This is a genomic window from Streptomyces sp. NPDC051636 (genome assembly GCF_044453765.1).
GTDB lineage: Bacteria > Actinomycetota > Actinomycetes > Streptomycetales > Streptomycetaceae > Streptomyces.
The window spans coordinates 20,286-37,182 of sequence record NZ_JBITDA010000014.1 but is presented as its reverse complement, the minus strand read 5'-3'; the positions used below and the strand labels follow the sequence as shown (position 1 = coordinate 37,182).

Annotated in this window: 14 protein-coding genes; 7 read left to right on the top strand and 7 right to left on the bottom strand. The window is 73.2% G+C overall.

The window, feature by feature from the left end; all coding sequences use genetic code 11:
• The first annotated feature begins 2 nt into the window (after positions 1-2).
• Positions 3-386: a hypothetical protein gene (locus ACIBBH_RS23760; RefSeq protein ID WP_399407675.1), complete on the top strand. Its 384-nt coding sequence runs from the start codon at positions 3-5 to the stop codon at positions 384-386.
• Between the two features lie 7 nt (positions 387-393).
• Positions 394-675, top strand: a complete 282-nt coding sequence (locus ACIBBH_RS23755) for a DUF4031 domain-containing protein (RefSeq protein ID WP_399407673.1) — start codon at positions 394-396, stop codon at positions 673-675.
• On the opposite strand, the gene ACIBBH_RS23750 is transcribed toward ACIBBH_RS23755, so the two are convergent.
• Entirely contained in the window at positions 651-1,745 is a 1,095-nt protein-coding gene (locus tag ACIBBH_RS23750) for a GNAT family N-acetyltransferase (RefSeq protein ID WP_399407987.1), read from the bottom strand. The genes ACIBBH_RS23755 and ACIBBH_RS23750 overlap by 25 nt on opposite strands.
• 37 nt (positions 1,746-1,782) lie before the next feature.
• Complete coding sequence (locus ACIBBH_RS23745) at positions 1,783-2,421, bottom strand: hypothetical protein (protein ID WP_399407671.1); 639 nt, start codon at positions 2,419-2,421, stop codon at positions 1,783-1,785.
• A gap of 59 nt (positions 2,422-2,480) precedes the next feature.
• Here ACIBBH_RS23745 and ACIBBH_RS23740 point away from each other — a divergent pair, with 59 nt between their 5' ends.
• Entirely contained in the window at positions 2,481-3,149 is a 669-nt protein-coding gene (locus ACIBBH_RS23740) for a maleylpyruvate isomerase family mycothiol-dependent enzyme (protein ID WP_399407669.1), read from the top strand.
• A gap of 109 nt (positions 3,150-3,258) precedes the next feature.
• Positions 3,259-3,960 (top strand): copper homeostasis protein CutC, encoded by a 702-nt coding sequence (locus ACIBBH_RS23735; protein WP_399407667.1) that lies wholly within the window; start codon positions 3,259-3,261, stop codon positions 3,958-3,960.
• Positions 3,961-3,969: 9 nt separating this feature from the next.
• Here the strand turns inward: ACIBBH_RS23735 and ACIBBH_RS23730 are convergent, their stop codons facing one another.
• From ACIBBH_RS23730 to ACIBBH_RS23720, 3 genes are all read right to left on the bottom strand, one after another.
• Positions 3,970-7,827 (bottom strand): hypothetical protein, encoded by a 3,858-nt coding sequence (locus ACIBBH_RS23730; protein ID WP_399407665.1) that lies wholly within the window; start codon positions 7,825-7,827, stop codon positions 3,970-3,972.
• Entirely contained in the window at positions 7,824-8,195 is a 372-nt protein-coding gene (locus ACIBBH_RS23725; protein WP_399407664.1) for a hypothetical protein, read from the bottom strand. The genes ACIBBH_RS23730 and ACIBBH_RS23725 overlap by 4 nt, the downstream gene beginning before the upstream one ends.
• A 95-nt stretch (positions 8,196-8,290) precedes the next feature.
• A complete protein-coding gene (locus ACIBBH_RS23720; protein WP_399407663.1) occupies positions 8,291-10,402 on the bottom strand; it encodes a HelD family protein in 2,112 nt (703 codons plus the stop codon).
• A gap of 270 nt (positions 10,403-10,672) precedes the next feature.
• Between ACIBBH_RS23720 and ACIBBH_RS23715 the strand changes: the two genes are divergently transcribed.
• Genes ACIBBH_RS23715 through ACIBBH_RS23705 form a run of 3 tightly spaced genes read left to right on the top strand, consistent with a single transcriptional unit; the run spans position 10,673 to position 12,411 of the window.
• Positions 10,673-10,852: a hypothetical protein gene (locus tag ACIBBH_RS23715; protein WP_399407661.1), complete on the top strand. Its 180-nt coding sequence runs from the start codon at positions 10,673-10,675 to the stop codon at positions 10,850-10,852.
• 36 nt (positions 10,853-10,888) lie between these two features.
• Complete coding sequence (locus tag ACIBBH_RS23710) at positions 10,889-12,025, top strand: glycosyltransferase 87 family protein (RefSeq protein ID WP_399407659.1); 1,137 nt, start codon at positions 10,889-10,891, stop codon at positions 12,023-12,025.
• 8 nt (positions 12,026-12,033) lie between these two features.
• Complete coding sequence (locus ACIBBH_RS23705; protein ID WP_399407657.1) at positions 12,034-12,411, top strand: hypothetical protein; 378 nt, start codon at positions 12,034-12,036, stop codon at positions 12,409-12,411.
• A 5-nt stretch (positions 12,412-12,416) separates the two neighbouring features.
• Here the strand turns inward: ACIBBH_RS23705 and ACIBBH_RS23700 are convergent, their stop codons facing one another.
• Together ACIBBH_RS23700 and ACIBBH_RS23695 are read right to left on the bottom strand one after the other, a co-directional pair.
• Positions 12,417-14,060 carry a DNA repair helicase XPB gene (locus ACIBBH_RS23700; RefSeq protein WP_399407656.1) on the bottom strand — a complete coding sequence of 548 codons (1,644 nt, stop codon included), beginning with the start codon at positions 14,058-14,060 and terminating at the stop codon, positions 12,417-12,419.
• An 81-nt stretch (positions 14,061-14,141) separates the two neighbouring features.
• Entirely contained in the window at positions 14,142-16,715 is a 2,574-nt protein-coding gene (locus ACIBBH_RS23695) for a helicase-associated domain-containing protein (protein WP_399407654.1), read from the bottom strand.
• Positions 16,716-16,897: the final 182 nt, after the last annotated feature.

The following is a 16,897-nucleotide window of genomic DNA, read 5'->3' as shown; positions in this document are numbered from 1 at the left end:
GCATGAACCCCATCAGCCCCCTGGAGCAGGCGTTGCACGCGGCACGCGCCCTCGTGCTGGCCGACCTGGTCGCGGGCGAGGTCGCCGAGGCGGACGTCGTCTCGCTGGTCGAGGAGTCCGTCGTACAGCGGCGGTGGTGGGTCGAGCAGTGGCCGGAAGGGGTGAGCTATGTGGCCGGGCTGGTCGCGCAGGACGTGCAGGACGCGCTCCTGGAGCGGTACGGCCGCTGGCCGCTGTGCCCGGTGTGCGGCTCCGGCGACCCGCACGCCCTGGACGTCGAGCCGGAGCTCGGGCCCGACCCGCACTGGGTGTGCCACAAGGCAGGGGTGAAGGTCGCGGCGGTGGGGTCGCTGGGGTCGGCGACGGGCGGGGAGCCGTCCTCGTGAGGCTCCCGTGACGGTGTACATCGACCCGCCGGCCTGGCCCGGACACGGGCGCATGTGGTCGCACCTGGTGAGCGACGTGTCGTACGACGAACTGCACGCCTTCGCCGAGGAGCTGGGCGTGCCCCGGCGGGCCTTCGAGCGCGACCACTACGATCTTCCGTCGCACCGGTACACCGATGCCGTCCGCGCCGGAGCGGTGGAGGTCAGCAGCCGCGAGGTGGTGCGGCTGCTGCACAAGTCGGGGCTGCGCAGGCGCAAACGCCGTCAGGACCGGCGCAGGTACAGCTGAAACACGCTGTCCAGGTCCTGTTCCTCGTGCGCCGTCCGCTCCTCCTCCACGGCCGCCCGGGTGTAGCCGGACCGCGTGAGCACGCCCTGCGAGGGCAGGTTGTCCCGTTCGACGGCCGCCATCAGCAGCTGGAGGTCCTCCCGGGCCAGCGCCCACTCCGACAGCGCGCGCAGGGCCTCGGTGGCGTAGCCCTGGCCGCGGGCGCCCTCGGCGAGGTCGTAGCCGACCTCCGCGCGGCCCTCCTCGTCCGGGGTGCCGTGGAAGCCCATGCCGCCGACGGCGCGGCCGTCCTCGCGCCGGACGAGCACGAACAGCCCGAACTCCGGCCGGTGTACGCCCGCCTCGTACGCCTTGACCACCATGCCGGCCGCGTCCCGCGTGCCCTGGAACGGCCCGCCCTCGACCCACTCGAAACCGCCGTCGCCGCCCAGGCGCAGGTCGCGGGCGGCGGCGGGACGCACGCCGACCAGGGTGAGGCGTTCGGTGGGGATGACCAGGTTGTTGCGCCAGCGCCAGTCGGTGACCGGGGCGCGGCCGGGCAGCTCGCCGCGGCCGGTGGCCCACAGCAGGGTCGGCCAGGCGGCCGGGCCGGGCTGGACGTGCGGGAAGAGCCAGGTCAGGACGGACTCGGTCAGCTCCTCGGACGGCTCGTAAGGGAGCCCCAGGCCCTCGGTGATGTCGTGCGTGTGCAGCAGTACCTCGGCGATGCCCATCGCGGCGAAGCCCTCGCGGTCGGCGCTGCCGAAGGGGTAGGGGTGGAAGGCGCGGACGTCGCGCGGGGCGGTGCGGACGGCGGCGGCGAGGAGGGCGCCGGTCGTCTCGATCACCTGCAGAAGGCCCGTGTTGCCGGTGCCGTCGTCGAGGGTGATGTCGAAGGGGGTGTAGTCGTCCTGGGCGCGGCCCGCCAGGTTGCCGGCGTACGCGATGAGGTCCTCGGCGACGTGGAACGCCGTCTGGTGGCAGCTCCACTCCAGCCTGTTCGCCTTCACCGCCGCCCAGTCCCGGTCCACCGCCGGCCGCAGCGCGGCCACGCAGCCCGCGACGGCCTCTTCCACCTGATCCCCGCCCATGGCACGCATGGGCCGCACACTAGGCGGGCCGGACCGCTCAGGTCGACAGGATTTCCAGCTCGGCGGCGAGGTTGTAGCGGGCCGTCGCCTCCCACTTCTCCTGCCCGTACGGCGTCCTGAACAGCCTTGGCAGATCGAGGAGTTGGCGCAGGACCGCGGTCCGTCCCGCGCGGAAGGCGTCGTTCGGCACGAAGTGGTACTCCTCGCGGACGGCGGCGGTGTAGGCGGCGTACGCGGACGGCGGCGCGGCGAGGATCGCCAGGTCGGCGTCGCACAGCACCTGCCCGTCACGGTCGTCGTCGGCCGGGTCGTGGCCGGCGGTGAGCCGGACCAGGCGGGCCACCTCGGCGGTCTTCGCCTCCGGCACGCCGGCCTCGGGCAGGGCGCGCTCGGCGAGCCGGGCCGACCGCTCCTCGTTCTCGGAGCGGTCGGGGAGGTAGACGGCGTCGTGGAACCAGGCGGCCAGGCGTACGACGTCCGGGTCGTCTGCGTACTCCTCCAGTACGTCCACGTGATCGAGGACCGCGGTGAGGTGCGCGAGGGTGTGGTAGCGGCGCTGCGGTTCCTGCCAGCGGCCGAGCAGGTTGTCGGCGTACGGCAGCGGGTCGGGGCCGGTGCCGCGGGCTCCTTCGAGGGCACGGGCGAAGCGGGCACGCAGGACGTCGAGGTCGGGCATGGGCTCATTCTCCCGCGTATGCGACGCCGGGCGGCCCGACAGGTCCTAGCTTGGTCGTCATGACTGACGTGAACGAATCACGAGACCCCGAGCTGCCCGGACGCCTGCTGACCGTCGAGCGAGACGCGCTGGTACCGCTGCTGCGGGCGCGGTCCGAGGAGGATTTCGCCCTGGCGACCGCCGCGTGTCCGGGGTGGACGGTGCGGGATGTGCTCGCGCACTGTTCGGCCGCGTTGATCCGGGTGGTGGAGGGCCGTTTCGAGAAGGGGGTGTTCTCTCCCGAGTCGAACGACCGGGACATCGCCGAGCGCGCCGAGTGGACGAACGCGCGCGTGGTGGACGAGCTGGAACGCGGGATGACCGAGGCGGGGCCGGTGATCGCCGAGGCGGGCGGCGTGCTGGACATGATCGCGCTGGGGGAGTGGGTGCACGCCGGTGACGTGCGCGACGCCTTCGGCGAGCCGGGGGCCTATGCCGGCGACGGACTGCCGCACGCGCTCACTCTGCTGGCCCGGGTGACCCGCGAGAAGGGTCATCTGCCGCTGCACGCCGACCTCGACGACGTGGACGAGCCGCTGCGGCTGGGCGTGGAGAGCGGGACGCGGACCCCGGCGCGGTTCATCGGCGACGCCGCCACGCTCGTACGGCTGTACTCGGGCCGGCCGCTCGCGGGGGCGGAGTACGAGCTGGCGGGGGCGGAGGCGGGGGAGCTGAACATCTTCGGCTGACGGGGTGCAGGGGGGCGGTCTCGCTAACCCGCGCCTTCCCGACGTACCCTGAGATTGGACTAGACCTGTAGCCGCTCCAGGGAACACCGACGGAAGGGGTCCGATGAGCATGCGCACACATGCGGTCCTGGAGGTGATCGCCCTCGACCCCGAGGACGCGGTCGCCGCCCAGGCCGGAGGTGCGGACCGCCTCGAGCTGGTCACCGACATGGCGGCCGACGGGCTCACCCCGCCGGCCCGGACCTTCGCCGGGATCCGCGCCGCCGTCGACCTCGACCTGCGCGTGATGCTGCGGCTCGCCGACGGGTTCACGGCGGGAGCCGCCGAGGACGTGGACCGGCTGGTGCGGGTCGCGGGGGAGATGCGGGCCGCGGGGGCCGACCAGTTCGTGTTCGGCTTCCTCGACGCGGACGGCCGGGTGGACCTGGACGCGGTGGAGCGGGTCGTCGCCGAGCTGGACGGCTGCCGCTGGACCTTCCACCGGGCGATCGACCGGGCCGCCGACCGCGACGCCCTGCGCAAGCAGCTCGCCGACCTGCCCGGGCTGGACTGCTACCTCACCGCCGGCTCGGCGTCCGGCGTGGACGACGGCCTGCCCACGCTGCTCGCCGAGGCGGGTCGCTGCGGGGAGCCGGGATACGAGCCGATGCTCCTCGTCGGCGGCGGCCTCCGCCTCGACCACGTACCCCCCCTGCGCACCGCCGGCATCGACGGCTTCCACATCGGCGGCGCGGCCCGTCCGGACGGCTGGGCGGGGCCGGTGTCGGCGGGGGCGGTCGGGGAGTGGCGGCGAGTCATCGACGCCGTCTGACCCGGTTCCTCACTGCCGCGCGCACGGCGGGTCGTAGTCCAGCTGGGCGATGTACCTGTGCCAGAGCGCGGGTGTCAGCAGGTTGCCGGTCGCCCGGCAGACGTAGTTGGCGGCGGTCTGTGTGGACAGCGGCAGGACGCGTACGGTGTACTCGCCGTCGCCGAGGAAGAGGTAGTGGCCGTCCGGGGAGAACACGATCTGGTTGACCCAGTTGACGATGCCGGTCACCGGCAGTCCGTGGGCCCGGACGTGGCTCCGGTCGCCAACGTCCCACAGCCGGAGTGTCGTATCAGAGCTACCGCTGACGAGAGTGCGCCCGTCAGGGGTGAAGGCCAGGGTGTTGACGGGGTCTGTGTGGCCGGTCAGGGGCGGCCCCACCGCTGTGGGGTGTGTGCGGTCGGTCAGGTCCCACAGCCGGATCGTGTCGTCGCTTCCGGCGGTGGCGAGGGTGCGGCGGTCCGGGCTGAAGACGACTGTCTGGAGCGGATCCGCGCTGACCCGCAGAGGTGTACCCAGCGCCCTCGCGTGTGCGGGTTCGGTGATGTCCCACAGGTGGAGGCTGCCGTTCTGCGTCGCGACGGCGAGCGTACGGCCGTCCGGGCTGATGGCCAGGCAGATCACTTCGCCTCCGTGCGTGTTCAGCGACGGTCCGAGGGCGGCTGGACGGGACAGATCGGAGACCTCCCACAGGCTGACCGTGCCGTCGTTGTTGCCGCCTGCCAGGGTGTGCCCGTCGGGTGTGAACGCCAGGACGCGGAAGCCCTCCTGGGAACGGTGTGGCGGACCACCCAACAGCCTGGGACTCGTCGGCGCGGTCATGTCCCACAGCTGGACGTCCCGCCCGTCCGCGACGGCCAGCACCCTTCCGCGGGGGCTGAACGCGACCCAGTTGATGTACGGGGTGCGGCCGCGGATGGACGCGCCGACCGGGCGGGGAGCGGCCGGGTACCCGACGTCCCAGAGGCGGACGGTGTCGTCCTCGGAGCCTGAGGCGAGCAGGTACCCGTCCGCGCTCAGGGCCACGGTGTCGACATACCCCGCGTGTCCGTCGAGGATCGTGCGCGGGATCGTCCACAGCCGGATGGTGCGGTCGGCGCCTGAGGTGGCCAGCATGCCGCCCCTCGGGTTGAAAGCCAGCGCCAGCACATGTCCCGTGTGGCCGCTCAGGGCGGGCGTGAGATTTTGTGAGGCATTCGGATCCGTGACGTTCTCGAGCCAGACGTCGTTGTCGTCGCCGCCGTACGCCATGAGGTGGCCGCTGTGGGAGAAGGCGACGGTGTTGACGACACCGTTGCTGATCGGGCTGTCGAGCGCGGTCGGCTTCGCGGGCTTCGTGACGTTCCACAGGTGCGTGGCCTGGTCACTCCCGGCCACGGCGAGCGTGCGGCTGTCCGGGCTGAAGGCGACCGCCTGGGCTGAACCTGGGACCCCCGCCTGGAAGGGGATGGGTTCCGGCACCCGGCCGACGGCGGACGCGTGCCGCAGGTCGGTCACCTGCCACAGCCGTACCGTCGCGTCGCTCCCGCCGCATGCCAGCAGCTTGCCGTCCGGGCTGAAGGCGACCCCGTTCACCTCGCCGTCGGCTCCGGTGAGCGGCTTGGCAAGGGGCTTGGGGCGCCTGGGGTCGGCGATGCCCCACAGCCGGATGCGTCCGTCTTGTCCCGCCGCGGCCACGGCGTGTCCGTCGGGGCTGAAGCCCAGCGTCTTCAGGGCACCGCCACCGGCCCGGACGGGGGCTCCGAGACCGGCGGGGTGGCGGGCGTCGCCTACGTCCCACAGGCGGACCGTGCCATCGTCGCCGGTGACGGCGAGGAGGTGGCCGACAGGACTGAAGGCGAGCGCCCGGATCGCGTCCGGGGAGCTGCGCAACGGGGTGCCCAGCGCGACCGGTTGGCCCGGCCGGGCGGTGGTGTTCCACAGGCGGACCTTCCCGCTGCTGTCCGCGCTGGCCAACAGGCGTCCGTCCGGGCTGAAACCGACGGTGTTCACCCGGTCCCGGTGGCCGGTCAGCACCCTGGCCAGTGCCATGTTCTGGTCCCCGAGCAGGTGCGCCCGGGTCGACGCGGCCGGTGACATCCGGTGTGCCACCAGGTCCAGCTGGGCGGCCAGCGACGGGTCGGTCTCGCGCACCTGGTCGGCCTCGGCCCTGATCTCGCCGAGGATCGCGGCGTTCCGTTCGTGCTGTGCCGTGCCGCGCTGCTGAAAAGCGAGGGCGGCGGAGAGCGCGGCGAGTACCGTCAGTACGGTCAGCCCGGCGATGACCCCTTGGCGGATCCGGCGCGTGCGGTGTTGCTGGCGCACTGACGCGGCCAGGAACGCGGACACGACCGGATCGAACTCGCCCGTCACCTCGTCGTCGGCCAGAGCACGGGCCTCGTCCACTCTCTGGCCCCGGTACAGCAGCCCCGGATCACGCCCGCCCTCATCCCACGCGGCGGCCGCGTCCTCCAGCCGCTGGCGGGCCATGTACTGGGCCCGGTGCGCCTCGATCCACTCCCGCAGGCGCGGCCAGGCCTGCAGCAGCACCTCGTGGGTAATGGTGACCGTGTCCTGCTCACGGGTCAGCAGCCGCCCGCGGGTGAACGTCTCGATGACCTCGGCGGCTTCGCCGGAGCGCCCGCCGTGGCCCAGCAGTTCGGCGTACCGCACCGGGCGGCGTGTGTCGTGGGTGCGGTCGCCGAACTTGACCAGGCGCAGGAAGACGGTCTGCGCCGTCCGCTGGGCCTGAGGGTCCAGCCGGTCGAAGCAGCGGTCCGCCTCGGCCGTCACACTGTGGGCGATGCCGCCGGTGGACTCGTAACCGTCCACGGTGAGGACGTGGCCCGCCCGGCGCAGCCAGGTGGCCCGCAGGGCGTGGGCGAGCAGCGGTAGCCGCCCGATCTCGTAGGCCCCGCACTCGTCCGTGCCCTCCCGCCCGTCCCCCCTGCCCCCCGCGCCGAGGTCGCGCAACAGCACCTGCACGAGACCCGGTTCGACGTCCAGCCCGACCGCGCGTGCGGGGTGCAGGATCGCCTCCCGCACGCCCGCGCAGGAGAGGGGTCCCACCATCACCTGGTTGCGTTCCACGGCGTCGAGGAGTCCCGGATGGGCGGCGCACTGCGTGTAGAAGTCCGAGCGCAGGCCGAACACGACCAGGCCGACGGGCGGTTCGCCGTCAGGGCCCACCTCCGCCAGGGCCAGGACCGCGTCCAGGAAGTCCCGCCGCTCACGCTCGTCGGTGCACAGCGTGAACAGTTCCTCCAGCTGGTCCACGACCAGCACCAAGCGGCGTTCGGCGCCGGTCCCGCCGTCGCTCTCGGCGGCGAGCGCACGGCGCAGGACGGCCGGCCGCCACGCCGGGCCGTCCGGTCCGTCGCCGGACGCCCCTCGCATTCCGCCCGTCCGCCCGCCCGTCAACTCCGACAGGCGGGCACCGAGGACCGCCATGGGGCGGGCGGTCGGCGTCAGCCACACCCGAGGCCAGCGCGCCGAGCCCGGCAGGGCGCCCCGCGCGAGTTCGGCCAGGAGTCCCGCTCTGAGCAGCGAGGACTTCCCGGCCCCGGAGGGCGCGACGACGACCAGTGCCCCGCCCACCGCGAGGCAGGCGTCCAGCCGCACCAGCAGCTTGGCCACCAGCGCGTCCCGGCCGAAGAACCACTGGGCCTGTTCGGCGCTGAAGGCGGCCAGGCCGGGATACGGGCACTCCTGCGAGATCTCGGAGGTTCGCACCCGGCGGGCGGTTCGTAGGCCGTCCTCATAGTGCAGGTGCAGGTCCCGCTCCGACACGTACAGGTCGCGGCGCGCCTGGTAGATCCGGGCCCGCTCCGAGGCATGAGCCTCCAGCCGGATCTCCTCTCCGGGCGCGGGCTGTCTGCCGGCGGGGCTCATGGCCCGCAGATGTGCTGGTCACGGCCGGCCTGGTACACCCGGCCGTGTCCGGATGCCTCGGCCCGGAACTCGTGCGAGCCGGTCCGGGGGCCGCTTTCGTGGCGCAGGAGCGGGGCGATCTCCTCGTCGACCAGCCGCCGCAGCTCGTCCACCAGCGCGGGGTCGTCCCGCAACAGTGCGGTCAGCCGGGATCCCCAGGCCGCGACCATGTGCGACTCCGCGTCCTCGTCCCCTGCCCGGCGGGCCGTCAGCATCCGGTCGCGGGACTCCACGAGCGCCGCGTCGACCCGCCTTGCCTGACGTGGACGCACCCGGCGCCACCAAGTGACGAGAGCCGCGCGGGCCTGTTGCCATGCGTCGGTGGTCATGGCCCCCACCAAGGCCGTGGCTGCCGACGACACGATCGCATCCATCGCCATCAACCTCGCTGCGTCCCGCTTTATCCTGCTTATTACTAATGTACTCAATAGGGGCGATATCGAGCGACTTCGTTGAAGCTGGAAACACCGGTACGGGGACGCGGCGGTCCGACCGGCTGGGCCAGCTGCGGCGGCAGCGGGGCCGTGTGCGTCACGATCAGGCCCGACACCGCTCGGGTCAGGGTCACGTACAGGCGCCGCAGGCCCGTTCGCTCGTCCGGTTCGCCGTCGACGACGGCCTGGGGTTCGTCGAGGACCACGTAGTCGTACTCCAGGCCCTTGGCGAGTGAGGCCGGGACCAGGGTCAGCCGGGTCTCCTCGGTGGTCTCCTCGCCGGGGGCCAGGCAGGTGATCCCGGCCGCCGTGAGGGCCTCGGCGAGGACGGGGACGCGGGCGTCGGCGGCGATGAGGCCGGTGGAGCCCTCGTTGCGCAGCAGCTCCTCGCAGGCGGCCACCACTTCGGCGGTGCCGGTGATCGTGCGGACCTCGAAGAGGCCCGGGTTCTCCCGGACCGAGGCGACCGGGGTGAGGCCGGGTGCGATGTGCGGGAGGAGACGGGAGGCGTAGGTGATGACGTCCGTCGGGACGCGGAAACCGGCGGTCAGCTCCTCGACCACGCCGTCCGGCTTCCCGAGGTGGGCGAGGGCCTCGTCCCAACCCCGGGTCGCCCAGGGGGTGGTGCCCTGTGCCAGGTCGCCGAGGACGGTCGCGGAGCCGGTGGTGCAGCGGCGGCCGACAGCCCGGTACTGCATGGGGGAGAGGTCCTGCGCCTCGTCGAGAACAACGTGCCCGAGCGAGTGCGTGCGCTGGATCAGGTCCGTCGCCTCGTCGATCAGCACCGCGTCCGCCGCCGACCACCTGGCCGACTTCACGCCGCGCACCGGCTTCGCCCACAGGATCGTCTTCTGCTCCTCCTCGCCGAGGACCCCCTCGGCGTGTACGGCGAGGAAGTCGGCGTCGGTCAGCAGGCGCAGGACGAGTTTCGCCGGGTCGACGGCCGGCCAGACCGCCTTCACCGCCGCCTTCACGGCGCTGCCCCGGGCCACCGCGTCCTGCACCCGGTCGTCCGGGGCCTCGCCGGAACGTTCCATCTGCACCAGCACCGCGTGCGCGATGCGCTGGGGCAGGGCCTCGCGGGCGGCGCCGTAACGGATGTCGCGGGCCAGCAACTCCCGGACGATGTCCTCCAGTTCGTACGCCGGTACGCGCCAGCGCCGTGACCCGCGCGCCACGACAACCGGCTCGGTGGGCATGGTGACGTGCGAGTAGAGGGCCCTTCTGAGCACCTCCGCCATCCGCGCGTCACCCTTGACGATCGCCGCCGCCGCGTCGTCGGTGCCGCGCACCTCCACCTGGCCGACGAGGTCGTCGACGGTGGCCTGCCGGACACTCAGTTCACCGAGCGCCGGCAGCACTTGCTCGATGTAGTGCAGGAAGGACCTGTTCGGCCCGATGACCAGGGTGCCGGTACGGGCGAGCCGCTCGCGGTGGGCGTAGAGGAGGTAGGCGACCCGGTGCAGGCCGACGGCCGTCTTCCCGGTGCCGGGGCCTCCCTGCACGCACACGGTCCCGCCCAGCCCACTCCGTACGATCTCGTCCTGTTCCGGCTGGATGGTGGCGACGATGTCACGCATCGGGCCGACGCGCGGGCGCTCGATCTCCTGCTGGAGCAGCTTGCTGGTGGTGGCCGCCTCGGCCGGGTCGGAGAGGTGCTCGTCCTCGTACGCGGTGAGCGCGCCGCCGGTGTACCCGAAGCGGCGGCGCAGCGCGACGTCCATCGGGTCCTTCTTGGACGCCCGGTAGAACGGCTGCGAGACCGGCGCGCGCCAGTCGATGACCATCGGGTCGCCGTCGGCGTCGTGCACATGCCGGCGCCCGATGTAGAAGCGCTCGCCCTCGGCGCCTTCGGCACGGTCCGCGCCGGGGGCGTACAGATAGTCGAGGCGGCCGAAGAACAGCGGGGTGTCGCTGAGGTCGGCCAGCGCCTTGATGCGCTCGTCGATCTGGTGGGCGAGCACCTCGGCGTTGACCCAGTTCGCGGTGACGTCGCTGATGTCGAGCGACTCCACGCCCTCCCGCATGGCACGCAGGGCGGCACGGGAGGCGGCGAGGCGGGAGCGTTCCCGGGCGAGGGGGTCGTCGGTGGGCGTGGACAAGGGGGTGCCTCCGGTGGGCCTGCTGGGTGGGCGCGTGGTGGGTGCCGTCCGGTTTCCGGCCGGGCGGCGGCACTCCGGGAGGGAGGCGGGCAAGAGCGGAGATTTTAGTGAGGCGGACTGGGCGGCGGCCAATCGTTTTCCGTCCGATCCCCTAGGGGACGCGCTCCTTCGGCGTAGGGGAGGGGGTCCATCCGTGGGTGGACGGAGATATGCCCGTGATTGGCTCTCGAGGCCGATGCGATCGCCGTGTCCGAGTTCCACCATGGAGACATGAGCGCAGCAACCATCACTCCAGTCCCCGCCCGACCGGCCGGAGCCACGGCCGTGGAGGGCGTCCACCACCATCCCCTGGGCGACGCCCTCCGTGCCGTCAAGGTGTTCGTGAGCGCGGCGTTCAGAGTCGTCATCCTCGGCGAGTACGGCGAGGAAACGGGCATACACCGCAAGTAACCGCATAAGTTCATCGCCGTGCCAAAACGGTCGGTGATGCCTTGTGTTCTCCTCGCGGTCTCCCTCTCCTCGCTCGCCGTCCTCTGCGTCTGGCAGCACATTCCCATGGTCGACGTGCTGGTCTACCGCGCCGAGGGCGAGGCCGTCGCCCGCGGCGGCGACCTGTACGGCTTCACGGTCACCGAGTGGCGTCTGCCGGCGACGTATCCGCCCTTCGCGGCGGTCCTGTTCGTCCCCACGACCTGGATCCCCGTCCCGGCCCTCAAGCTCGCCTTCCTCGCGGGCAACGTGCTCCTGCTCGCCCGTCTCGTCACCCTCTCCGCCCGCCTCGCGGCCCGCAGCCTGCCCCTGCCCGCCCTGTGCACGGTCACCGCCCTCGCCCTCTGGCTCGAACCGGTTTTCCAGACGCTCCTGTTCGGCCAGATCAACCTGGCGATCGCCTGCCTGGTCCTGTGGGACCTGACCCGCCCGCCCGGCGCCCGGGCCAAGGGTGCGGCCGTGGGCATCGCGGCCGGGATCAAGCTCACGCCGGCCGTGTTCGTGGTGTACCTGTTCCTGACAGGGCGCAGGCGGGAGGCGGTGACAGCGACGGCCGCCTTCGCCGCCAGCGTCGCCCTGGCCGCCCTCGCCCTGCCCACCGCCAGCACCGGCTTCTGGACCCGCCACCTGTACGAGACCGACCGCGTGGGCAGGTCCTGGATCGTGGACAACCAGTCCCTGCGGGGCCTCGTCGCACGGGCGCTGGGCGATCCCGCGCCGGGGCTCGTCTGGCTGCTCCCGGCGGCCGCCGTCGGGGTGGCGGGCCTGTGGCTGGCCGCCCGCGCCCGGGAGGACCGCTGGGGGATCCTGCTGACGGCGTTCACCGCCCTGCTCGTGTGCCCCATCAGCTGGTCCCACCACTGGGTGTGGTGCGTCCCGCTCATCGCCGTACTCCTGGCGGAGGGCCGCATCCGCCTCGCGGCGGTGACGGCCGCGGTGTTCACGGCCCGCACGATGTGGCTGGTGCCGCACGAGGGGGACCTGGACCTCCGGCTGCCCTGGTGGCAGCAGCCGTCGGCGGCGCCGTACCCCCTGCTGGGCCTGGCCCTGCTCGCGCTGTACGCCGTGCTGAGTACCACGACCCCGGGAGATGAGTATGCGCACCGAGGCCCAGGCGTTCCCCGCAGGGCTTGACTGTCCGTATGACGACACAGCACATCGGCGGGGTCGGCGGCCCGCCGTGCTCGGCCGAGCGGGACCGCCGGGCCTGGGTGGCGCCGCTCATCGCCACCGTCCTGCTGGGACTTCTGGGCCCGCTCGCGGCCATCCTGGGCGGGCTGTCGGCGATGGCCACGGACTCCTGCGGTCCCGACGACTGCTCACCGGCCCTGACGACCTCGCTGTCCTGGATCTACACAATCCTCTTCTTCGGCGGCTGGGTGAGTTTCGCGGCGCTGGTCACCGCGTGGGTGCTGCCCTGGAACCGCCGTTGGCGCGCGCTGCGCCTCTGGTCGGCCGTCGCCATGCCGGTGCCGCCGCTGGCCGTACTCTTCCTGGTGTTCACCCTTCCCGCGCCCTGACGGGTTCAGCTCTCCGCCAGGATCTCGTCCGCATCCATGATCCGGTACGCGTACCCCTGCTCCGCCAGGAACCGCTGGCGGTGGGCGGCGAAGTCCTGGTCGAGGGTGTCGCGGGCGACGACGGAGTAGAAGTGGGCCTGGTGGCCGTCGGCCTTCGGGCGGAGTACCCGGCCGAGCCGCTGGGCCTCCTCCTGGCGGGAGCCGAAGGTGCCGGACACCTGGATGGCGACGGTCGCCTCCGGCAGGTCGATGGAGAAGTTGGCGACCTTGGAGACGACGAGGACGCTGATCTCGCCCTGCCGGAAGGCCTCGAAGAGCTTCTCGCGCTGGGCGTTCGACGTCTCACCCTTGATCACCGGGGCGTCGAGGTGTTCGCCCAGCTCGTCGAGCTGGTCGATGTACTGCCCGATGACGAGGATCTGCTGCCCGGCGAACCGCCGCACGATCGCCTCGGTCACCTTCCGCTTGGTCTCGGTGGTGGCGCAGAAGCGGTACTTCTCCTCCGCCTCGGCGGTGGCGTACGCAAGCCGCTCGGAGTCGGTCAGGTTCACGCGGACCTCGACGCAGTCGGCGGGCGCGATGTAGCCCTGCGCCTCGATCTCCTTCCACGGCGCGTCGAACCGCTTGGGCCCGATGAGGGAGAACACGTCCGACTCGCGGCCGTCCTCGCGCACCAGGGTGGCCGTCAGACCGAGCCGCCGCCGCGCCTGCAGGTCGGCGGTGAACTTGAAGACCGGCGCCGGCAGCAGGTGCACCTCGTCGTAGACGATGAGGCCCCAGTCCCGGGAGTCGAACAGCTCCAGGTGGGGGTAGATCCCCTTCCGCTTGGTGGTCAGCACCTGGTAGGTCGCGATGGTGACCGGCCGGATCTCCTTCTTCGTACCGCTGTACTCCCCGATCTCGTCCTCGGTCAGCGACGTCCGCTTCACCAGCTCGTGCTTCCACTGCCGGGCGGAGACGGTGTTCGTGACGAGGATCAGCGTCGTCGACTTGGCCTCGGCCATCGCCCCGGCCCCGACCAGCGTCTTCCCGGCACCACAGGGCAGGACGACGACGCCGGACCCGCCGTGCCAGAAGTTCTCCACGGCCTGCTTCTGGTAGGGCCGGAGCGCCCACCCGTCCTCGGCCAGCTCGATCGGGTGCGCCTCACCGTCCACGTACCCCGCGAGGTCCTCGGCGGGCCAGCCCAGCTTCAGCAGCGTCTGCTTGATCTGCCCGCGCTCGGAGGGGTGCACGGCGACGGTGTCCGGGTCGATCCGGGCGCCGACGAGCGGAGCGATCCGCTTGGACTTCAGCACCTCCTCCAGCACCGGCCGGTCGGTGGTGGTGAGCACCAGCCCGTGCGCCAGGTGCTTGGTCAGCGTCAGCCGCCCGTACCGGTCCATCGTCTCGGCGATGTCGACGAGCAGCGCGTGCGGCACCGGATAGCGGCTGTACTGCACGAGCGCGTCCACGACCTGCTCGGCGTCGTGCCCGGCCGCCCGCGCGTTCCACAGCCCCAGGGGCGTCACCCGATAGGTGTGGATGTGCTCCGGCGCCCGCTCCAGCTCGGCGAACGGCGCGATGGCCCGACGGCAGTCGTCGGCCCGCTCGTGGTCGACTTCCAGGAGCAGGGTCTTGTCGGACTGGACGATCAGCGGACCATTCACGCGGGGCACCCTTTCCGTATGGCCATCGGCATGGGCCAAACGTCCAGTGTGCCCTACCGGCGGGCGATCACGGGCGGGCGATCACGTCTGGTCCTCCGCCAGCTCCGCCACCCCCGTCACCCGGTGCAGCGGATACGTCCGGACCTCGTCCGCCGTGTGGTCGTACGCCGTCACGAAGCCGCCCTCGACACGGATGGGGGCGATGACACGCTGGCTGGCGGTGCCCTCGGCGTTGACGTAGCCGATCCAGAGGGCCTCGCCGGTGAGGACGGCGGCCTGCATGGTGGCGAGGGTCTCGGCGGGGCTGGTGCGGGGCAGGTCGCCGTCGGAGACCGGGGTGCCGGTGGCGGGCTTGCGGGGAGCGGTGGCGGCGAGGTCGCCCGCGCGGATCGCCCGGATCGCGGCCGACAGGAGCGTGGCGTCGGGGGTCGGCGGGCCCTCCGGGACCGGTTCGGGGGCCGTGCGGGGCGGGGTGCGGTGGGCGTGGGCGCGGGTGATCAGCACGTCGCCCTCGGCGGACTCGGCGGCCGGGGCGTACCCCAGCCCCCGCAGGCCCTCGAGCAGCGTCGCCGGGTCGGCCTGGGCCGCCAGCACCGTCGGTGCCAGGCGGCGCAGCCGCAGGGCCGCCGCCCGCTTGTCGGCGAGGATCTCGCTGAGCACCGCGTCGTCGTCGCAGCGCACGTACGCCGACGCGGCACCCACCCGCAGGTGGCCGTGTCTGCGGGCCACGTCGTCGATCAGGTACGCCAGCGGCTGCGGGACCGGCGTGCGGGAGTGGGCGGCGAGGAAGGCGTGCAGGTCGGACGCGGCGCTGCCGGCGTCGAGGGCACGGCGTACCGAGGCGGGCGTGAACCGGTAGACGGTGGCACCGCCCTTCGACTCCACGTCCGCGAGCACGCCCAGCATGTCGGCGAGCGGCCGCTGGAGCGGGCCAGGGGCCACCGCCGTGAGGTCGGCCTGGAGCAGGACGTGGTCCAGTGGCTCCGGGAGCAGCGGGGCGAGGACGCGGGCGGCGGCGGCCGTGGCGACGGCCTGCTCGGCGGGGGAGAGGGGCTCGCGGAGGGCGGGCTGGTGATGGCGGTGGTGGTGCACGGGGAGCTTGTCACCGGGACCGGCGGATTCCCCGGCCGGCACCTGCGGCGGCCCGGAGGGCGACACGTCGACCGGCCGCGAAGACGGCCCACCGAGCAGCGCCCGCCCCTGCGCGGACAGCGCGCCCCGGCCGGTCACGCCGAGCAGCTCCGCCTCCGTCAGGGTCCACCGGGCGAGCCGGGAGCGCAGATCCTCGTCCCGCTGGGGCCCGCGCAACGGGCGTTCCCAGCGCAGCCGCTCCAGCACGGACTCGGCGGACGGCGCACCGCCCGCCGGGAGGGCGGCCAGCAGGGACAGCACCCGGTGCCGTACCTCGGGAGCGGCCGACCGGTCGAGCCCCGGCCCCAGCGCCGACAACGTACGGTCCTTCGCGTCCCGCCCCCCGATCAGCCCCGGCGTCCGCGTCGCCGTCAGCCATGCCTCCGCCAGCCGCGCCCAGCGCTCGGCGGCGGGCTGCTCCAGCCACTCGTCGTAGGCCGGGGTCGGCGCGTACCGCTCGTCGGCCTCGCCGTCGGAGGCCAGCAGGCCGGCCGCGTAGGCCAGCTCGACCCAGAAGGCGGCGACCGGCTCGGCCACGTCCAGGGCGACGGCCGTCCGCTTCAGGTCCCGCACGCTCAGGCCCCCGGCCCGCAGCACGGCGGGCCCGCCCTCGTCCCACTCCTTCAGCAGCTCCTCGACGGTGGCCAGCGCGGTGTACGCCTGCCCGGCCGCCGTCGCGTCCACGACCTGGGGACTGTGTGTCGAGGCGGGCTCGACGGCGGGCGACACCGGCTCCGGCGCGCGGTGGGCGCGGCCCGCGCGCAGGTGCAGGGCGACCTCGCGGGGCAGTACGACCGTGCCGGGCGCCGTCGGCAGCAGCAGACCGCGGTCCAGCAGCCAGCGCAGGCGGGGCGCCGGGTCGGCGGTGACCTGCCCGTACGGCGGCCCCCAGACGAGTCGCGAGAGCACCTCCCGCGACTCCTCCGGCGCCTGGCCGAGCAGCGCCGCCATCCGCTTCCGGTCGGTGAACAGAGCGGTCAGCGCGGCCACGGCGGACACCGAGTCATGGGTGGACGGCAGCCCGGCGGTGGCGACGATCTCCTGGATCCGCCCCGGCGACATCCCCGCCGTCGCCTCCTGCACCGCCGGGCCCAGTCCCGTCGGGGACGGGTGCTGCGGGGACGGCGCGAGCACCTCACGGGCGGTGCGCACCAGCCGCAGCCGGTCGTCGCCGCCCCAAACGAGGGCCTGCTCGCGGAGGGTGCCCAGGGCGCGGGGCAGCGCGCCGGAGACCACCGGGTCCCCGGCGTCCCCCGCCATCAGCCCCAGCACCTCCTCGTACGACGCCGGGTCTCCCGCCACGGCCAGCGCCTCCGCCGTCTGCAGCGCGAACCGGTCCAGCCGCTCCAGGGCCCTCAGGACCGAGGCCCGGGTCCCCGCGCGGGTCGCCAGCTGGGTGAGGTCGGTGGGGACGGGAGTGATGAGATCGGGGCGGCTGCGCAGGAGCGCGGCAAGGGAGGCGTCGTCACGCGCGCGGAGCGCTTCCGCGAGGGAGCGGGGCGCCGGGCGGTCCTCGGTGCTCATCTGCCCCACGGTAGCCGGTGGGTACGGGGATGAGCTGCCCCTCGGTTTGCGAGAGCGTCCGGGCCGGCGCGGGGGAGGGTCGCGCGGCCGGGGTGCCGCGGGTGGGTACCGGTCCGCGTCAACCAGCCCGGGTGCTTGAGGACGAGGCCGTTCAGGCCGATGCGGGGGGGCTGGGGGGTGGC

What these genes read in the sequence shown, in the direction of transcription:
- ACIBBH_RS23760 (WP_399407675.1), top strand. Translation starts at nt 3, where the DNA reads ATGAACCCCATCAGCCCCCTGGAGCAGGCGTTGCACGCGGCACGCGCC.
- ACIBBH_RS23750 (WP_399407987.1), bottom strand. Translation starts at nt 1,745, where the DNA reads ATGGGCGGGGATCAGGTGGAAGAGGCCGTCGCGGGCTGCGTGGCCGCG.
- ACIBBH_RS23745 (WP_399407671.1), bottom strand. Translation starts at nt 2,421, where the DNA reads ATGCCCGACCTCGACGTCCTGCGTGCCCGCTTCGCCCGTGCCCTCGAA.
- ACIBBH_RS23740 (WP_399407669.1), top strand. Translation starts at nt 2,481, where the DNA reads ATGACTGACGTGAACGAATCACGAGACCCCGAGCTGCCCGGACGCCTG.
- ACIBBH_RS23735 (WP_399407667.1), top strand. Translation starts at nt 3,259, where the DNA reads ATGCGCACACATGCGGTCCTGGAGGTGATCGCCCTCGACCCCGAGGAC.
- ACIBBH_RS23730 (WP_399407665.1), bottom strand. Translation starts at nt 7,827, where the DNA reads ATGAGCCCCGCCGGCAGACAGCCCGCGCCCGGAGAGGAGATCCGGCTG.
- ACIBBH_RS23725 (WP_399407664.1), bottom strand. Translation starts at nt 8,195, where the DNA reads ATGACCACCGACGCATGGCAACAGGCCCGCGCGGCTCTCGTCACTTGG.
- ACIBBH_RS23715 (WP_399407661.1), top strand. Translation starts at nt 10,673, where the DNA reads ATGAGCGCAGCAACCATCACTCCAGTCCCCGCCCGACCGGCCGGAGCC.
- ACIBBH_RS23710 (WP_399407659.1), top strand. Translation starts at nt 10,889, where the DNA reads ATGCCTTGTGTTCTCCTCGCGGTCTCCCTCTCCTCGCTCGCCGTCCTC.
- ACIBBH_RS23705 (WP_399407657.1), top strand. Translation starts at nt 12,034, where the DNA reads ATGACGACACAGCACATCGGCGGGGTCGGCGGCCCGCCGTGCTCGGCC.
- ACIBBH_RS23695 (WP_399407654.1), bottom strand. Translation starts at nt 16,715, where the DNA reads ATGAGCACCGAGGACCGCCCGGCGCCCCGCTCCCTCGCGGAAGCGCTC.